The sequence below is a fragment of the Psychrobacter sp. GTC18467 genome (genome assembly GCF_055397455.1).
Window position 1 is genome coordinate 2166710 of record NZ_AP038920.1, and the last position, 15668, is coordinate 2182377.

Genomic DNA, 15668 nt, shown 5'->3' on the forward strand with positions numbered 1-15668 from the left:
GCGAATTTTACAAACCACTCATAAAATCATGCAATATTGTTTACTATGCAGTTATAGCAAAAACCTTTTAAGTTTACCAGTTTATTTCGCGATTATATTTTTATTTTAATAAAGGGCATAAGTAGTGAGATTGTCCGCCTCATTGCAAGTGGTAATTAAGCCTTTTTCAAGCAGTTTTCTGATCAAAATGAGCCCGATCAAGGAGCATCGCATCGCCATAACTAAAAAAGCGGTAATTTTGAAAAATGGCGTGCTGATAAGCGTTTTCAATGACATCTTTACCAGAAAATGCAGAAACAAGCATAAGTAGGGTCGATTTTGGCAAATGAAAATTGGTCAGTAACTTGTCAATGACGCCAAAGCGAAAACCGGGATAAATAAAAATATCGGTATCCCCCGACCAAGCGCTAAGCGGCGCGCCATCGATTGCCGTTTTTTGAAAGGCGGATTCTAAAACTCGGGTAACGGTCGTACCAACGGCAATCACGCGACCCCCATTGGCATGAGTTTGGTTGATTAAGTCGGCTGTCTCTTGCGGTAATTGGGCAAATTCGCTGTGCATGGTGTGCTCAAGCAAATTGTCCGTTTTGACCGGCGCAAACGTCCCTGCGCCAACGTGCAATGTCACAAATGCGGTTTGAATGCCTTTATCTTTAAGCGCTTGCAATACCTTATCATCAAAATGCAAACTTGCAGTCGGCGCGGCAACGCTTGCCAATTTCGATGGGTCGTGAAAGACGGTTTGATAGCGCTCATTATCCACGTCATCAGCGTGACGCTCAAAATACGGCGGAATGGGCAATTCACCAAAGCGTTCTAAATCCGGCAAAATTGGCTTTCGAAACGCCAAAATAAATAAGTTTTCTTGGCGACCAACCATTACTGCCTGCATTTCACCGCTCGCAAGCTCAAGGTTTTGCCCAAACTTCGGCGCTTTGCTGGCTTTAACGTGACAAAGCGCAAGGTGGAAAAACTCGTTTGAAATGGCAATATTGGCATCAGCAAGTTGGCTTGCCTCCTCAATAATGCGCTCAACCAAAACTTCAATTTTGCCGCCTGTGTCTTTTTGCCCAAACAAGCGCGCTTTCATCACTTTAGTATCGTTAAACACGATTAAATCACCGGAATTGAGCAAACTTGGCAACTGCTGAAAGCTAAAATCTTGCGGCTGACCGGAAAGCTCACCCGTTGCGGCAACATAAAGCAATTTGGACGCTGAGCGCGACTCAAGCGGATAGCGGGCTATCAATGATTCGGGCAAATGGTAATCATAATCGTCAACGCTTAAATAAGGCTCAAGCGCTGATGTTGGTATTTGTTGTTCAGGGTTTGATTCGGCGGTATCGTTGTTGCAAGTGGTCATAAAGGGCAAATCGTTCGTTAATAATTTTGCGGCTAGTTTAGCAGAAATTGGTAAAATAAAGCGGACGTTTTGGTCATTTAACCTACTCTTAAACTAAAAATAGCCTACGTATCTTTTCAATAAAAGCCAAAACCAAACCTTAAAACAAATCCAACTGCGGCGGCTGATAATCAGCAGGAACTAAGCTTGAGTAAGTCACCCCCACCAATCGGATTGCCTTATCGCGCGGAACATCCAAAAATAGCTTATCCAGCCAATAATGCGCTGAGTCTGCTGAGATAAACGGCGAGGATAGCGTATGCGCCCGCGTTAATGGAGTAAAATCAGCAAATTTGATTTTTAAGGTGATGGTAAAGGCAATCAGTTTTTTTTGCTCTAATTGATAAAAGGCATCGGCATTTTGTTCATAAATATGGGCTTTGAGCGCCGCGTTGTCTTTTGGCGTGTTGCCCAAATTGTCGCTAAAGGTGGTTTCTGAACCGACCGATTTGTGCTGCCGTTTGGCTTTAACCGGACGATGGTCGAAACCATTGGCAATGTCATGATAAAACTGACCGCGTTTGCCAAACTCGTGGATAAGTGTGGTTACTGGAATCCGGCGCAAATCTGCACCGTTTCGGACGCCAAGCTCATGCAAGCGCTTTGCCGTTGCCCGACCAATGCCATGAAAGCGCTCAATGGCAAGCTGACTGATAAACGCCTCGGATTGCGCAGGCGTAATGACCGCCGTGCCGTTGGGTTTGTTCAAATCCGAAGCAATTTTGGCAAGCATTTTGTTAAATGACACCCCTGCCGAGGCGGTCAGCCCCGTTTGTTGCAAAATTTGCGCCCGAAGCCAATTTGCCATCAGCGTTGCCGAGCCTTGATGGCAGTCAAGCCCCGTCACATCAAGGTAAGCCTCATCAAGCGATAGCGGCTCAACAATAGGAGTAAGACTGAGCATAATGGAACGGATTTCAAGGCTAACTTTGCGGTAAACCTCAAATCGCGGTCGCACAAATAGCGCTTCAGGACAGCGTTTTTTGGCTTCAAAGCACGACATCGCCGAGCGAACGCCAAACTTGCGAACCTCATAGCTAGCTGCTGCCACCACGCCGCGACCGTTTGGGTCACCGCCAACGACCAATGGCTTACCGCGAAGCTCCGGAAAGTCACGCTGCTCAACGCTTGCATAAAACGCATCCATGTCTAAATGAATGATTTTTCGCGGGGCGGTCGTGTTGCTATCTTGGTCATCTTGCAGAGGAGTAAAGGCAGTCATGACGGCTATTTTAGCTTAGTTTTAAAGGTGATAGCGTGAAATTTTATAATAAAAAAGCCTCCTTAAAACGGAAGCTTTTTTAATTGAACGGTTACAATTACTGCCCATTCCACATCAGCGCGACCAAACGCTGCTTTGAGGTGTGAGAGCCCCAGCGCGCCTGCAAAACGCGATAAGTCTCATCAGTAATGTCCCAATCCTTGTCATAGCAAGAGTCACTAAAGTCAATATGCTTATGTAGCAGCCCAAAGCCAATTTGGGTTTGGTCGTATCTTGGACAGTTGGCAAGCAAAAAGTTGTTGCCAGTGCAGGATTTTAGCTGCTTTGCCAATTGCGGTAGGGCGTTTTGCACCGCCGTGATATCGATGACGTTGGAGAATAAATGAAACGTCTCACCGCACGAGGTGTTGAGCGGAATTAGCGCCTCATCAAGCTGTCGCTGCTGACCGTGAATCGTCACCGCCATGCCATGAACTGCCGCAAGGCGCGAAATCAGCAATTTGGCAATATCCAAGCTCACCTTTGATGGTTCAATTAAATGCACCTCAAGCTTGCGACCTTTTGCGACATTTTTTTGCGCCAGATAGTCCATAAACGCAAGCGTCGCCACCCCTTGACCGCAGCCATAGTCCACCAAGCGGATACGCTCTTGCACATTGCTCGTGACATCGACCGTTTCAGCCAATAAATGCTGAACGCTTTGGTGGTGCTGCCAACCGTAAGCGACGATATAAAAAATCGCCTCTTGCTCTGAGATCAGCGCATTGGTCGCGCGGTTGGTGCGGCTGGCAAACGCGTGATAGTTTAAGTTTGCGCTTGGGTTATTATGAAAATACTCCACCATATTTTCATAATAGTCAAAAAACCCGTCATTCATCGCTTGGCAAGCCATATCGATTTGGGTCAAAGATTGGTTTGGCATAATCGCATCCTTTTAGGGAATGGGTGAGGTGATGAAGGTATTATTCATCAAATCAGCACACGATTTACCATTTGGCAAGCTTGTGACGTTTTTAAAAGGGATAAACCAAAAAAGCCGACTATAAAAGTAGGTGGCTTTTTGGCTTGGGTGTTGCAAATCAGGGCTTTTTTAACGCCTGCGCGAGCATAGCTCTTGCCTTGCGCTTCGGGCAAGCGTGCCCCACACGCTTGCTTATCTTCACTCACCTTAGAAATCAGGGATGAGGAGGGAAACAGCAAAGCACTGCTTTGCCCCTTTGCTGTCGAAAATCTGTGATTTTCTTTCAGACGATAAGGATTGAAGAGTGCGTCCTATGTTGACGTCTTTAGAAAATCCTATTTAAAGGATTTTCTCTTGCGAAGCTAAAATTGCATGCAATTTTTTAACGCTTCTCACCCTTAAAAACAGGGAGCGTTTCAGACCTCTGGTTTAGAGTCCGCAAAGATTCATACGGAGTCTTAATCCCTTAGAAATCAGGGAGCGTTTCAGACTTAGTGGAGGTATCAACTGAAGATGTGAGAATAAGTCTTAATCCCTTAGAAATCAGGGAGCGTTTCAGACGAAAACATTATGATTACCTTAGCACAGTTGAAAAGTCTTAATCCCTTAGAAATCAGGGAGCGTTTCAGACGAAAACATTATGATTACCTTAGCACAGTTGAAAAGTCTTAATCCCTTAGAAATCAGGGAGCGTTTCAGACGCATACCGAAATGGATAAATTTGTTAACAAATGGGTCTTAATCCCTTAGAAATCAGGGAGCGTTTCAGACAAACGAAAAGTAAACGTCCGCGCCTGTTTTCACTGTCTTAATCCCTTAGAAATCAGGGAGCGTTTCAGACCTAATCGTGTCGCCAATATCTGGAAACATTTTATGTCTTAATCCCTTAGAAATCAGGGAGCGTTTCAGACCCTCCAAAACATGGTGGGAGATTCGACAGAAACAGTCTTAATCCCTTAGAAATCAGGGAGCGTTTCAGACTGTGGCGCGATTTTTAATGTTAATAAAATCAATGACTTACAATTAAAAATTTTACCAACAAAAATCGACTTAAAAGTTGCTGTTTTTTTGACCACTTTTTTATTCAAAATTGCTCAAAAAATAACCAATTTGCCGTCTGAAATGTTAAATAGTGACCACCACTTTCATCAAGTAGCGCCTGAAACGCCCTGATTGCTCAGGGTGTGATTGGCATCACCACAGTAGTGTAGCCGATAGTGCTAAGCAGTTCAAGTCAACCCTGCGTCATAATTAAAGCAAGGGTGGTCAAAATAGCAGTTTGCCGCCGTCACTTATCATCATGATGTCCTCATCGCGTTTGCCAATCACAAAGGCGTTTTCAATCGGCTCAACCTCATAAACGCGAACGTCATCATCGTGCTTGTGAATGATTTTTTGAATATTAACAATCAAGTTGTCCATCGCCTGACACGTCATGCGACCATAATAGACCGAGTATTGAAGCTGCCAAAGCTCATTGCTAATAAGGCGCTGAAGCCGTTGCAGCCGCCTTTTATTTTTGATGTCATAAGCGACAATAAAACAAGTCGTCATAAAGCCTCACGTTTAATCTCAGTTAACAATAGGCAAAAAATAATAGCGTTGGCAGACTTGTATCACCGCTCAAGTGCTTGACTGACAAAGGTCAAATCAGATGGCATATCGGTACTAGCGCTTGGGTGATAGTGCTTGAGCCGCCGCTGCCAAATCCAAACATGAGCCAACGCGTCTTTGCTAAGTTTGGCGCGAAATGCCGAAAATGCTTGATAATATTTGGCGCGACCGGATTTGAGTAGCTCGCAAGGGTAGCGCTCATTATTTTGCGCAAAATCCTCAAGGGTTAAAATATCGTCGTCGAACAACTGCCAAACCCAAAGCTCAACCGCGCCGCGCTGAAGCTCCACAAAATCGCAAGCCAAGGACTGCCGACCGTAGCTTGGGCTATGCAGTACGCCGCGGTAAGGGTCAAAGCCGATACTATAAAGCGCTTGCTGATAGATGTGCTGCAACAAGGTATAGCTAAGCGACAGCACGACATTGACAGGGTCTTTTGGCGGTCGCTTGCTGCGGTGGTCAAACTGCCAATGCGCCGCAAAAAAGCCTTGATAACACTTAAAATACAGCGCTGAGCCGATACCTTCTGTTCCCAAAATACTGGCAATGGGCAGCTTGCAATGGTTGGTATAGTCAAATGCTTGAGAAGTGAGGCTTGAGGTCAGTGTGGGTTTAGTGTTCAAGGGCACTTTGCAAAGCTTATTGCGAAGCTCTTGTAGCTGCTGCACCGCTTTGGGCACTTGTGTTAATACTTCGCGTTGAGACTCACTTAAGCAAGCGGTATCTGACACTGCAATACGCTGCATGGCAAGCAGGGTTTTTGCTTGTTGTTGCAATTTAAGCCGGATAAGCTTTGCTGCCCAGTAGCTTTTTGCTGAGTCACAGCTTACGATGGCATATTGAACCTCGCGCCGGCGGGTTGCGGCATGCCAGCTGCCAAGCAAAAAACAAGCCTCACCCGAGCGAGTCGTTGGCAATACGCAAACGCTGACCTTATGCTCCGCCAATCGCGTCAGCAACTGACTGCTTAAATCAGCTTGCGTGGTGATGGTCAGGCTTTGAATTTGGGAAAATGGTATCTGAATGGGCTTGGTAAGGCTGCTGTGATGAATGGTGAATAGCTTGCGCTCCATGCCAAGCTTGCAGCCTTTTTTATCAATAACTAAATTTTGCATGACGACACCTCAAAAGGGCAGTTAACCAAAATAAAAATAATCACTAGCGGCTAGCTTTGCCGCTGACGCGTTGTCTTTGGCAGGTTTTGACCAGTAGGTTTTCATGGTTTTTATGATAAAAAACGAGTCTTGACGCTCTATTTTGGTCAGGGCAAAGTCCGACAACTGCCGCTTAGCAAGCGGTGATAGCCGGCACTCGTAAGCTGACTTTTGCCCTGATGCGGTGTGATTTTTGACTTGATAACGGATAACGGCTTGCCGCTTTGGCTCACCGATATCGTAACCGACCAAATAGCAAGATGACGGCATGGCTTGATATCCTTATCAAATCCCAACCTAAATAAAAATTGCCAACATAACGGCTACAACGTCAATCAAATCAGCTTAAACATGAATCGTTCGAAAGGTCAGATTGACGCGGCTGGCTTTGATTTTTTTTTGTTTAGGGACGCTATGCTGCCAGTGATGCTGAAGCGCGCCTGCCATCACAAGCACGCTGCCATGATGCAGCGGGATTTCAAGCTTTTCGCTGTGGTCCTCGCGGCGGCGCAGCAAAAAGCGCCGGCTTGCGCCAAAATTGACTGATGCAATCAGCGGATTGCGCCCAAGTTCGCGCTCAGCATCGGTGTGCCAGCTGATATGGTCCTCGCCTGAACGGTACCAATTGAGCAGCACGCTGTTAAACTGCCGCTTGCAAACAGGAACGAGCGCTGTGCGCAGGGTTAGCAAAATCTCATTCCAAGGTTTTGGTTGCAACGTCATGCCCGAGTAAGTATAAGGTCGGTCATCATCGCCATACCACGCCGACAGCCGCGGCAGCTCATGGGTTTTGCCAAACATACTGACGCTGTCTTGCTGCCATGCGATATTGTCAAAATCGACATCGGCAATATCCGTCTGCTGCCAATCGTGATTGAGCGCATCAATGCCTTGGCAGGCAAGCAGCTGCTGCAAAGTCGCGTCACTAAAGGCGCGCTCAAAAAACTGCGGCGCGTAATACAATCTGCCGTCAGGAACATCAATCACGATGCCGCGACCGTCTTCATGGTAATGCGCCAAGTAGTCGCTTTGCATAAATTTGCCATCACAAATCAAGTCAGCCAACGCTGATTGCAGCGGTTGTGAGTTATCAAACAAATCCATAACGCCCTCATTATCCAGTGGTGGTCAGCACTTATTTTACAGAAATAAGCCAGCATTGGCAGTTAAGCCGCTTTTGGTAGCGGCTCATCTTGTGCGGCATTGTGATAGCAAAGCCCCATCATCGTACCAATAGCTTGGGTCTGCTCCCAGTGATGGTTGGTGATGGAATAATTCTCACTTGCCACTGCAAATTTTGCCACGTCTTGCTTCACGCGAACGCCTGTCAGTGCGCGTTTTAGCAGCTCAAGCCCTTGGGTGTGGTTTGAGTAGTTAGGACCTACTCCAAGAATCAGCTGCTTGCCCGCTGTTGCCGCAATTTGTGCGGCAAGGGTTGGGATTTGCGCTTGAACGGCGGCAATATCTAGCACGTTTGACAACAGATGCAGCACGCAATCCTCATCAGCGACGTTCAGCGACGAATTTTGTAAAAAATCCGCCAAGCTGCCGTGATGTTCATGAACATAAGTGGTTGCTGAAATACGTGATGCCATCGCCGTAACTGCGCGCGCGGCAAGCGTCAGCGTGGTTTGCGATGGCTCGACCAAATGCAGCTGTAGCGTGATTTGCTCGCAATTAACAAACTGCTTGAGATAGTCAATAAACGCCAAGCTTGCCAGCGCCTGACCGCAGCCATAATCGATAACATGAATGGTCATCGTCTGCGCCTCGGTGCGCTTATGCGTGCCTAAAAGCTGCTTGAGCGCAAACCCAAAACGCTCAAAATGCGCCTTAGCGTACAGGGTCGAGTACATGACCGCCTGCTCATTTGAGGTCAAGGGCTGCGTCGCGCGCTGCGTAGCATTGGCAAACTCAGGATAGCGTAAGGCTTGAGCGACTTTGGAGACGTAAGCACCGACCATCGCATTGTAATAGCGATTAAAGCCATGTGATTTTAGCTGACCTATGGCATGGTCTAAATGCTCATCAAGGCTGCAAATGCGTTGGGTTTGGTGAAAGGCAATCATCGCGGTCTCCAGTAAGCGGTTGATGTGCTTATTATGGAGGGCTTTTGTCAATTCAGTGGCAAACGACAAGCTTGCGGCTTTTAATCTTTTAAATGCAAAAAACCACCTGAATGAACTGACCCCCATAAGTTGTGTCCAACTTATGGGGGTCAGTTCATTCAGGTGGTTTTTTCAAAATCAGGGAACGCTTTAACAGCTTTTGCTTTACGTCAGCGTCTTCAGAAAATGCTATCTAAAGGATTTTCCCTTGCGAAGCTAAAAAAGCAGTGCTTTTTTTATACGCCTACGCGAGCATAGCTCTTGCCTTGCGCTTCGGGTGAGTGTTTCCCAAACACTCACTAATCCTCGCTCACCTTAGAAATCAGGGATGAGGAGGGAAACAGCAAAGCACTGCTTTGCCCCTTTGCTATCAAAAATCTATGATTTTCTTTCAGACATTCTCGCTAAAGCACTTTGTTAGAAATCAGGGAACGTTTCAGACTTAATACCAAAAACACTTAATTTTTTAAGAATTGTCTTAATCCCTTAGAAATCAGGGAGCGTTTCAGACATTGCTCAACGCGCCACTGCTCTGGCTTACTTAGTCTTAATCCCTTAGAAATCAGGGAGCGTTTCAGACCAACGTGCGGTAGGATTAACTTGTGATGCTCTTCGTCTTAATCCCTTAGAAATCAGGGAGCGTTTCAGACGTATGAAAAATGAGATATGGGATGTATACAACGGGTCTTAATCCCTTAGAAATCAGGGAACGTTTCAGACTGCTAAAGCGGCTTTAAAGGTATTTTATGATATGTCTTAATCCCTTAGAAATCAGGGAACGTTTTAACCGCTTTTGCTCTGCATTATCGTCTTCAGAAAATCCTATTTAAAGGATTTTCTCTTGCGAAGCTAAAATTGCATGCAATTTTTTAACGCTTCTCACCCTTAGAAATCAGGGAACGTTTCAGACACAGTGCCGCCAAAGGTCAAGACGACCTTATAATGTCTTAATCCCTTAGAAATCAGGGAACGTTTCAGACAGAGCATAAGAATCTATTCCCTTATGAAGTAGAGTCTTAATCCCTTAGAAATCAGGGAACGTTTCAGACTTTAGAAGATTTTTAAACAGTAGTGCTAAGAATAAGTCTTAATCCCTTAGAAATCAGGGAACGTTTCAGACATTCGAGAAGGTAGACGCTGGGTCTATTATTGAGTCTTAATCCCTTAGAAATCAGGGAACGTTTCAGACCTTGAGATACCATACCTTCTAGAACAGAGATAGGTCTTAATCCCTTAGAAATCAGGGAACGTTTCAGACCGGTACGCCTCCGTAATATCGTCATCCACTTCCGTCTTAATCCCTTAGAAATCAGGGAACGTTTCAGACTAATACTAATGGGAGAACGAAAGTCTTTACGTGTCTTAATCCCTTAGAAATCAGGGAACGTTTCAGACTATTAGACGGTATAGTCTCTGACGGCACGCATGGTCTTAATCCCTTAGAAATCAGGGAACGTTTCAGACGAAATGTTGAACGCTGTTATCGTCAACACTGATGTCTTAATCCCTTAGAAATCAGGGAACGTTTCAGACAGTATTCATACATGCCATTGCCGAAGAACAACCGTCTTAATCCCTTAGAAATCAGGGAACGTTTCAGACTAATGCGTTTGTCGAAATACCAAGCCTTGCAGAGTCTTAATCCCTTAGAAATCAGGGAACGTTTCAGACGAATCTTGATTCTTATAAAGACTATAATCTGTAGTCTTAATCCCTTAGAAATCAGGGAACGTTTCAGACCTTATAAAAAAGAAAGATGTTTCCGATAGATTGTAGTCTTAATCCCTTAGAAATCAGGGAACGTTTCAGACCTTGATGGTGTAATCTATACTAACGCCCGTTAATGTCTTAATCCCTTAGAAATCAGGGAACGTTTCAGACTAATCAAAATGCCGAAATAAGGGAACCGCAAGTGCGTCTTAATCCCTTAGAAATCAGGGAACGTTTCAGACATTTGTTGCAGCGCAAGCAAACGGGTAGCAATGCGTCTTAATCCCTTAGAAATCAGGGAACGTTTCAGACGACAAAGAACTCTCTCTTACTAAAGTAAGATATGTCTTAATCCCTTAGAAATCAGGGAACGTTTCAGACCCATTAAAAGATGATAAAAGAAAGGATATATATTGTCTTAATCCCTTAGAAATCAGGGAACGTTTCAGACAGAGCATAAGAATCTATTCCCTTATGAAGTAGAGTCTTAATCCCTTAGAAATCAGGGAACGTTTCAGACTTTAGAAGATTTTTAAACAGTAGTGCTAAGAATAAGTCTTAATCCCTTAGAAATCAGGGAACGTTTCAGACATTCGAGAAGGTAGACGCTGGGTCTATTATTGAGTCTTAATCCCTTAGAAATCAGGGAACGTTTCAGACTAAATGTATCTGCTGTTGCGGGCACCGCCAGTTGGTCTTAATCCCTTAGAAATCAGGGAACGTTTCAGACACCAGACGGTAGCGTTTTTAGGAACGCGCGGTAGGTCTTAATCCCTTAGAAATCAGGGAACGTTTCAGACTGTGGCGCAATTTTTAAGGTTAATAAAATCAATAACTTACGATTAAAAAATTAACCAACAAAAATCGATTTAAAAGTTGCTGTTTTTTTGACCACTTTTTTATTCAAAATTGCTCAAAAAGTAATCAATTTGCCGTCTGAAATTTTAAATAATGACTGCCAGTCTCATCGAATAGCGTCTGAAACGCCCTGATGTCAGGGATAGCATAGCTGCTATTTGCTTATCATAGACCATACAAGCTCGATGGACAAGGAAAAGTTACCAGATTGCGGCATGATTTTTGACCGTTGCGCGATTTTTAAAGCAAAAGTTTGTCAAAAAAACGCACTGAATAAACGCCCGTTTTAATTCTGAATTATTGATAATTAAAATATAGTTGGTTACTATCGTTGGCATGCTTTAGCAAACTCAACGGTCAAACGCTCCGCTTATATCAACCCAACTTCCTTTAAATTTAATATATCAGGATTTCCCATGCAAACCCATGAAAAGCTATTTATTAGCCCCTCAGTCGTCATCGAGTCCATGCGCGACAACGGCTACAAAAATACTGCCTACGCCGTCGCTGAGCTGATTGACAACAGCATCCAAGCAGCAGCAACCGAGGTCTATTTTGTGGTCTATGAAAAGCAAGTTCGCAATAGTGATGGCTCAAAAGGTGGCAAACAAATCGACAAAATTGCCATCATCGACAACGGTAGCGGAATGCCGCCTGAGATTTTGCACGCCGCGTTAGAGTTTGGCGCTTCAGAAAACCGCAAAAACGCCAAAGGTATGGGCAAGTTTGGGATGGGACTGCCAAACTCCAGCATCTCACAGTGCTTAAGAACGGACGTATTCAGTTGGCAATTAGGTCAGCCAGCTTTTACCACTTATCTTGATATTGTAAAAATTCAAAAAGACAAGCAAGAGCATATTTTATACCCACACCCAAGCGCGCTTCCTGAATATTTGACCTTACCGTTTGATGGCGACCTGCCAGCATCGGGAACGGCGGTCGTTTGGAGCAATTTGGACAAGCTGCATTGGAAAACTTCCGCCGCGCTACTTCGTAACACCCAAGACATCATTGGCCGCATGTACCGCCGAATGATTAATAGCGGTGATGTTCAAGTTATCTTTCAAAGCTATCAGCTGACCGAGGACGCGCTATTTGGCTCAGAGTATGTCCGTGAAAACTCAGTCCCATTTGTCGCCAACGACCCGTTGCAGCTTATGGAAAATACCACGCTCAAAGACATCAAAGACTATCCGCAAGAGATTACAAGCGCGGCATTTGACAAAGCATTTTATGACCGGTTTGAAATCAAACTTGATAATGGCAAATCAGGGATGGTGACGATCAGCTCGTCTGTCATTTCAAACGATTTGGTACAAAAGCTTCGTGAAACCACAAGCGGCTATATCGGTAGCACGAATGTCGGCGCGAAGCTAAAAAGCAACATTGGGCTGTCAATCATGCGGGCAGGGCGTGAGCTTGATTTGATTGAAAATTTTAAATTGTTTGATAATAAATTAAAAGATCGCTGGCTTGGCGTTGAGATTGAATTTGAGCCGGTGCTTGATGACTTTTTTGGCGTCACCAATAATAAGCAGTCAGCAAATAAAATCCGCCCCATTGATATGCAAGACATCACTAAGCAGTACGGCAGTAATGACGCTGCAGAAGCACTTGCCTTATTAGAGCGGCAAAATCCTGAAGATGCTCAACTGATTAAATGTATGAATAAAATCATCTCAGCGTTTGAGATGTCCTATCGTAAAGTTGAAAACATGAACTTTTCAGGATTAAAGCACCAACAAGTCGATCACTATGATCTTAAAACTGACGATGTGAATATCAAAGCAACCCAAGCCAATGAGCAAAGCCGTAAAAAACGCGGCGCGGACACGCCAAAGCCTACCAAAGAGAGCCTAGAAAAAAGCTTTCAAACTTTGGCTGATAAAGGTCTTATTTCTCAAGAAAAAGTGCCGCAGCTGATTGAAGAGATTTTAGAAAACGATCTTCGCGTCAAGTTTGAAGAAGTCAATTTGCCTTATGATCAGTTTTTTGAAGTGACCGTTAGTGATGGCTTTATTTTAATTGAAATCAATCCTGATCATAATTTTTATAAAAACTTTATCAATAAAGCCAGCGATGAAAACAAAGACTTGTTGAAACTAAGCCTTGCAGCTTGGGGTCACATGGAATCAGAAGCCATCACCTCAGAGCGTAGACGGCAGTATGAAGTCGTCCGCCAAAATTGGGGTCAGTTTTTATCAGAATATATGGCAGTTGACGATCCGCAGTAATCGTTTTTTGGATAGCTATTCTTTTTGGATAATGATATAGGTGGGTTTTGCTCATCTATATCCTAAAGCTAATGCCGAATTTTTTGCGCTTCGGTTGTGATCAAATCTATAGCGCAGTCGATCTCATCTTTGGTCGTCAGCCGACCAGTGCAAATCCTAAAGGCACATTCAGCTCTTTGTTTAGAAATTCCCATGGCTTTAATAAGAGGTGAGTACTCACGGGTTAAACCATCACAAGCTGATCCCAAAGAAAACGCAAGCTTTGGCTGAACGTTGTTAAGTAGCTGCATGCTATCGACACCCTCAATTATAAGATACAAGTTTCCAGGATGGCGAAGATTAGCGTCACCGACAACAGATACTGGCAAGACTTTTTGTAACCCGTTAAGCAAACTACTTTTTAACGCCATCAAGCGCTCGGCTTCGGTATGCTTAATATCCTCTAAAATCGTAATGGCTTTTGTCATCCCAACAATCAAAGGGGCTGCAAGCGTGCCGGCGCGAAGACCATTTTGCTGACCGCCACCGATGATCAAGGGCTTAAAATCTGAGTTTTGCAGATGCTTTGAATACAAAAGCCCGATACCTGAAGGACCATATATTTTATGAGCTGACATCGTCAAAAAGTCAGCTTCTAAATCAGCACAAGACAGATCTGTATATCCTGCCTGCGACGCATCAACATGAAACATGGCATTATAATGTTGGCAAATCGTCGCAACCTCAATGATAGGCTGATTTGTCCCGATCACACCATTTGTTGCAGGACAGGATACCCAAGCGACGCGGTGCTCGAGCATCTTTTTTTGTAAGTCTTGTAAATCAAGAATACCTTGCTCAGTGATATCAATATAAATAATATGAAAGCCATATTTGTCAGCCGCATCATGTAGCGGGCTTAATACCGATTTATGCTCTAATTGACTTGTTAATATAGTATCTGCTAAAGGATTGATATGCTTAGCAAGCTTAAGACCTGAATATATCGCAAAATTATTTGCCTCCGTTGCCCCTGAAGTAAAAATTAGATCATCTTCAAAGCAATCATAACTCTCAGCGATTAAAGCTAAGCTGTCATTGATGAGCGTCTCTTTTTGCCAACCAAAAGCGTGATGACTTGAATGAGGGTTGCCAGGCGTTGACCAAACGCTATTCATAGCTTCAATGACAGCAGAATCGCAAGGCGTCTGAGCATTATAATCTAAATATATGGAATTCATTTAAATACGCCATTGATAAATAATTTTATTATTAAAACTAAGTTTATTAAAAATTAATCGAGTTACAGCTTAAAGGTTACATGTTATAATCGCTTGATATTGGAAGCAAGTTCCAAATCAAGTTTTGCAGATTTTTTTATGGGCTGATTAATAATTATGCGCTATTTTTCCTCTTTAATTGAGAATATAAAACCTACTTTATCAGGGCATGATACCTTTCCTTTGAGATATAGCTGGCTTAAAAAAAGCTTTGATCAGATTGCAGATCAAGAAGATACTAACGACAATATTTTTGCTAAAGATACCGCGATTGCCGATTTTGGTGTCGGTAAAAACATGCTCAACGCTTTGCGGTTTTGGTCAATGCAGACAGGAATGATTTACCGAAATGGCAGCGCGTATCATAATACATCCTCAGCGCAGCTGATTAACCCTATGAATGATGCCGCGCCTTTAGATTCGCTAAGTCAGCTAAATGCACTTTATAATGCTGAATCGATATTTGCAAATGATGGGCTTGATCCTTATCTTGAGTCGCCGTCTACCATTTGGCTTTTGCATTTAAGCCTTGTGACCAATCCAAATCTTGTGACTTATTACTGGCTTTTTAATATCAATACCAAATCTGAATTAAGCCGAGAAGAGTTTGCAAGACTCTTAAAAGATTTTTTAAAAGACTATGGCTTAAAAGCGCCCTCGGATTCAACGATTAGAAAAGATATTGAATGCTTAATTCAAAATTATACGGCAAAATCGCGCAAATCTAAGGATAATTTTGAAGGCTCTTTAGAAGGGCCTTTGGTTGAGCTTGGACTGCTCACGCGAATCAATAAGCATAATATTCGTGCGCTTAGAGGTGAGAAAAACGATTTAACGCTGCATGTTTTTATTTATGCATTAATTAAATGCTGGCGAATTCATAACCCGTCAGCAGATACCTTATCGCTTGAAACTTGTACTTATGATGAGTGTTCTCCAGGTCGCGTTTTTATGTTGGATGAAGACGCCATCATCAGCTATGCCGAGCAGCTACAAGATACGGACTATCATCTAACTTGGACACAATCTGCAGGGATACGCCAATTTCAAATTACGGATGGTAGCAATCTAGATGCTATTTTTGATCGCTGCATGGCTTATATGAAAAGTGAAGACTACAGTCGCTCGTAAACCGCTACGAAGATA

General features: G+C 43.8%; 11 protein-coding genes and 2 CRISPR repeat arrays. Of the genes, 2 read left to right on the forward strand and 9 right to left on the reverse strand.

Annotation, left to right across the window (positions count from 1 at the left end):
• Positions 1-166: 166 nt before the first annotated feature.
• The 8 genes from queA to ACZ5XY_RS09730 form a co-directional block, all read right to left on the reverse strand.
• Positions 167-1363, reverse strand: a complete 1197-nt coding sequence (queA, locus tag ACZ5XY_RS09695) for a tRNA preQ1(34) S-adenosylmethionine ribosyltransferase-isomerase QueA (RefSeq protein ID WP_464741158.1) — start codon at positions 1361-1363, stop codon at positions 167-169.
• Positions 1364-1502: 139 nt separating this feature from the next.
• The gene (gene dinB, locus ACZ5XY_RS09700) at positions 1503-2624 is read right to left on the reverse strand and encodes a DNA polymerase IV (RefSeq protein WP_464741160.1); all 1122 of its coding nucleotides are present in this window, start codon (positions 2622-2624) and stop codon (positions 1503-1505) included.
• A gap of 97 nt (positions 2625-2721) precedes the next feature.
• On the reverse strand, positions 2722-3546 hold the full coding sequence (locus ACZ5XY_RS09705) for a methyltransferase domain-containing protein (RefSeq protein WP_464741162.1): 825 nt from the start codon (positions 3544-3546) through the stop codon (positions 2722-2724).
• A 494-nt stretch (positions 3547-4040) separates the two neighbouring features.
• Positions 4041-4566: direct repeats of the CRISPR family, unit length 36 nt; unit sequence GTCTTAATCCCTTAGAAATCAGGGAGCGTTTCAGAC.
• A 285-nt stretch (positions 4567-4851) separates the two neighbouring features.
• Positions 4852-5139 (reverse strand): CRISPR-associated endonuclease Cas2, encoded by a 288-nt coding sequence (cas2, locus tag ACZ5XY_RS09710; RefSeq protein ID WP_464741164.1) that lies wholly within the window; start codon positions 5137-5139, stop codon positions 4852-4854.
• A gap of 62 nt (positions 5140-5201) precedes the next feature.
• Positions 5202-6314: a CRISPR-associated endonuclease Cas1 gene (gene cas1, locus ACZ5XY_RS09715; RefSeq protein ID WP_464741166.1), complete on the reverse strand. Its 1113-nt coding sequence runs from the start codon at positions 6312-6314 to the stop codon at positions 5202-5204.
• A gap of 21 nt (positions 6315-6335) precedes the next feature.
• Positions 6336-6623, reverse strand: a complete 288-nt coding sequence (locus tag ACZ5XY_RS09720) for a CRISPR-associated endonuclease Cas2 (RefSeq protein ID WP_464741168.1) — start codon at positions 6621-6623, stop codon at positions 6336-6338.
• Positions 6624-6698: 75 nt separating this feature from the next.
• The gene (locus tag ACZ5XY_RS09725) at positions 6699-7457 is read right to left on the reverse strand and encodes an alpha-ketoglutarate-dependent dioxygenase AlkB family protein (protein ID WP_464741170.1); all 759 of its coding nucleotides are present in this window, start codon (positions 7455-7457) and stop codon (positions 6699-6701) included.
• 62 nt (positions 7458-7519) lie between these two features.
• Positions 7520-8491, reverse strand: a complete 972-nt coding sequence (locus ACZ5XY_RS09730; protein WP_464741172.1) for a hypothetical protein — start codon at positions 8489-8491, stop codon at positions 7520-7522.
• Between the two features lie 445 nt (positions 8492-8936).
• Positions 8937-10971: a CRISPR direct-repeat array (repeat unit 36 nt; unit sequence GTCTTAATCCCTTAGAAATCAGGGAACGTTTCAGAC).
• A gap of 474 nt (positions 10972-11445) precedes the next feature.
• On the opposite strand from ACZ5XY_RS09730, the gene ACZ5XY_RS09735 reads away from it, so the two are divergent.
• Positions 11446-13263, forward strand: a complete 1818-nt coding sequence (locus ACZ5XY_RS09735; RefSeq protein WP_464741174.1) for an ATP-binding protein — start codon at positions 11446-11448, stop codon at positions 13261-13263.
• A 68-nt stretch (positions 13264-13331) separates the two neighbouring features.
• On the opposite strand, the gene ACZ5XY_RS09740 is transcribed toward ACZ5XY_RS09735, so the two are convergent.
• Positions 13332-14483 carry a cysteine desulfurase family protein gene (locus tag ACZ5XY_RS09740; protein ID WP_464741176.1) on the reverse strand — a complete coding sequence of 384 codons (1152 nt, stop codon included), beginning with the start codon at positions 14481-14483 and terminating at the stop codon, positions 13332-13334.
• 222 nt (positions 14484-14705) lie between these two features.
• Between ACZ5XY_RS09740 and ACZ5XY_RS09745 the strand changes: the two genes are divergently transcribed.
• Complete coding sequence (locus ACZ5XY_RS09745) at positions 14706-15653, forward strand: DUF4007 family protein (RefSeq protein ID WP_464741178.1); 948 nt, start codon at positions 14706-14708, stop codon at positions 15651-15653.
• Positions 15654-15668 lie beyond the last annotated feature (15 nt).

Excerpts from the sequence above, each read along its gene's own strand:
- ACZ5XY_RS09705 (WP_464741162.1), bottom strand. The coding sequence starts at position 3,546 with ATGCCAAACCAATCTTTGACCCAAATCGATATGGCTTGCCAAGCGATG.
- ACZ5XY_RS09725 (WP_464741170.1), bottom strand. The coding sequence starts at position 7,457 with ATGGATTTGTTTGATAACTCACAACCGCTGCAATCAGCGTTGGCTGAC.
- dinB (WP_464741160.1), bottom strand. The coding sequence starts at position 2,624 with ATGACTGCCTTTACTCCTCTGCAAGATGACCAAGATAGCAACACGACC.
- cas1 (WP_464741166.1), bottom strand. The coding sequence starts at position 6,314 with ATGCAAAATTTAGTTATTGATAAAAAAGGCTGCAAGCTTGGCATGGAG.
- ACZ5XY_RS09740 (WP_464741176.1), bottom strand. The coding sequence starts at position 14,483 with ATGAATTCCATATATTTAGATTATAATGCTCAGACGCCTTGCGATTCT.
- cas2 (WP_464741164.1), bottom strand. The coding sequence starts at position 5,139 with ATGACGACTTGTTTTATTGTCGCTTATGACATCAAAAATAAAAGGCGG.
- ACZ5XY_RS09720 (WP_464741168.1), bottom strand. The coding sequence starts at position 6,623 with ATGCCGTCATCTTGCTATTTGGTCGGTTACGATATCGGTGAGCCAAAG.
- ACZ5XY_RS09735 (WP_464741174.1), top strand. The coding sequence starts at position 11,446 with ATGCAAACCCATGAAAAGCTATTTATTAGCCCCTCAGTCGTCATCGAG.
- queA (WP_464741158.1), bottom strand. The coding sequence starts at position 1,363 with ATGACCACTTGCAACAACGATACCGCCGAATCAAACCCTGAACAACAA.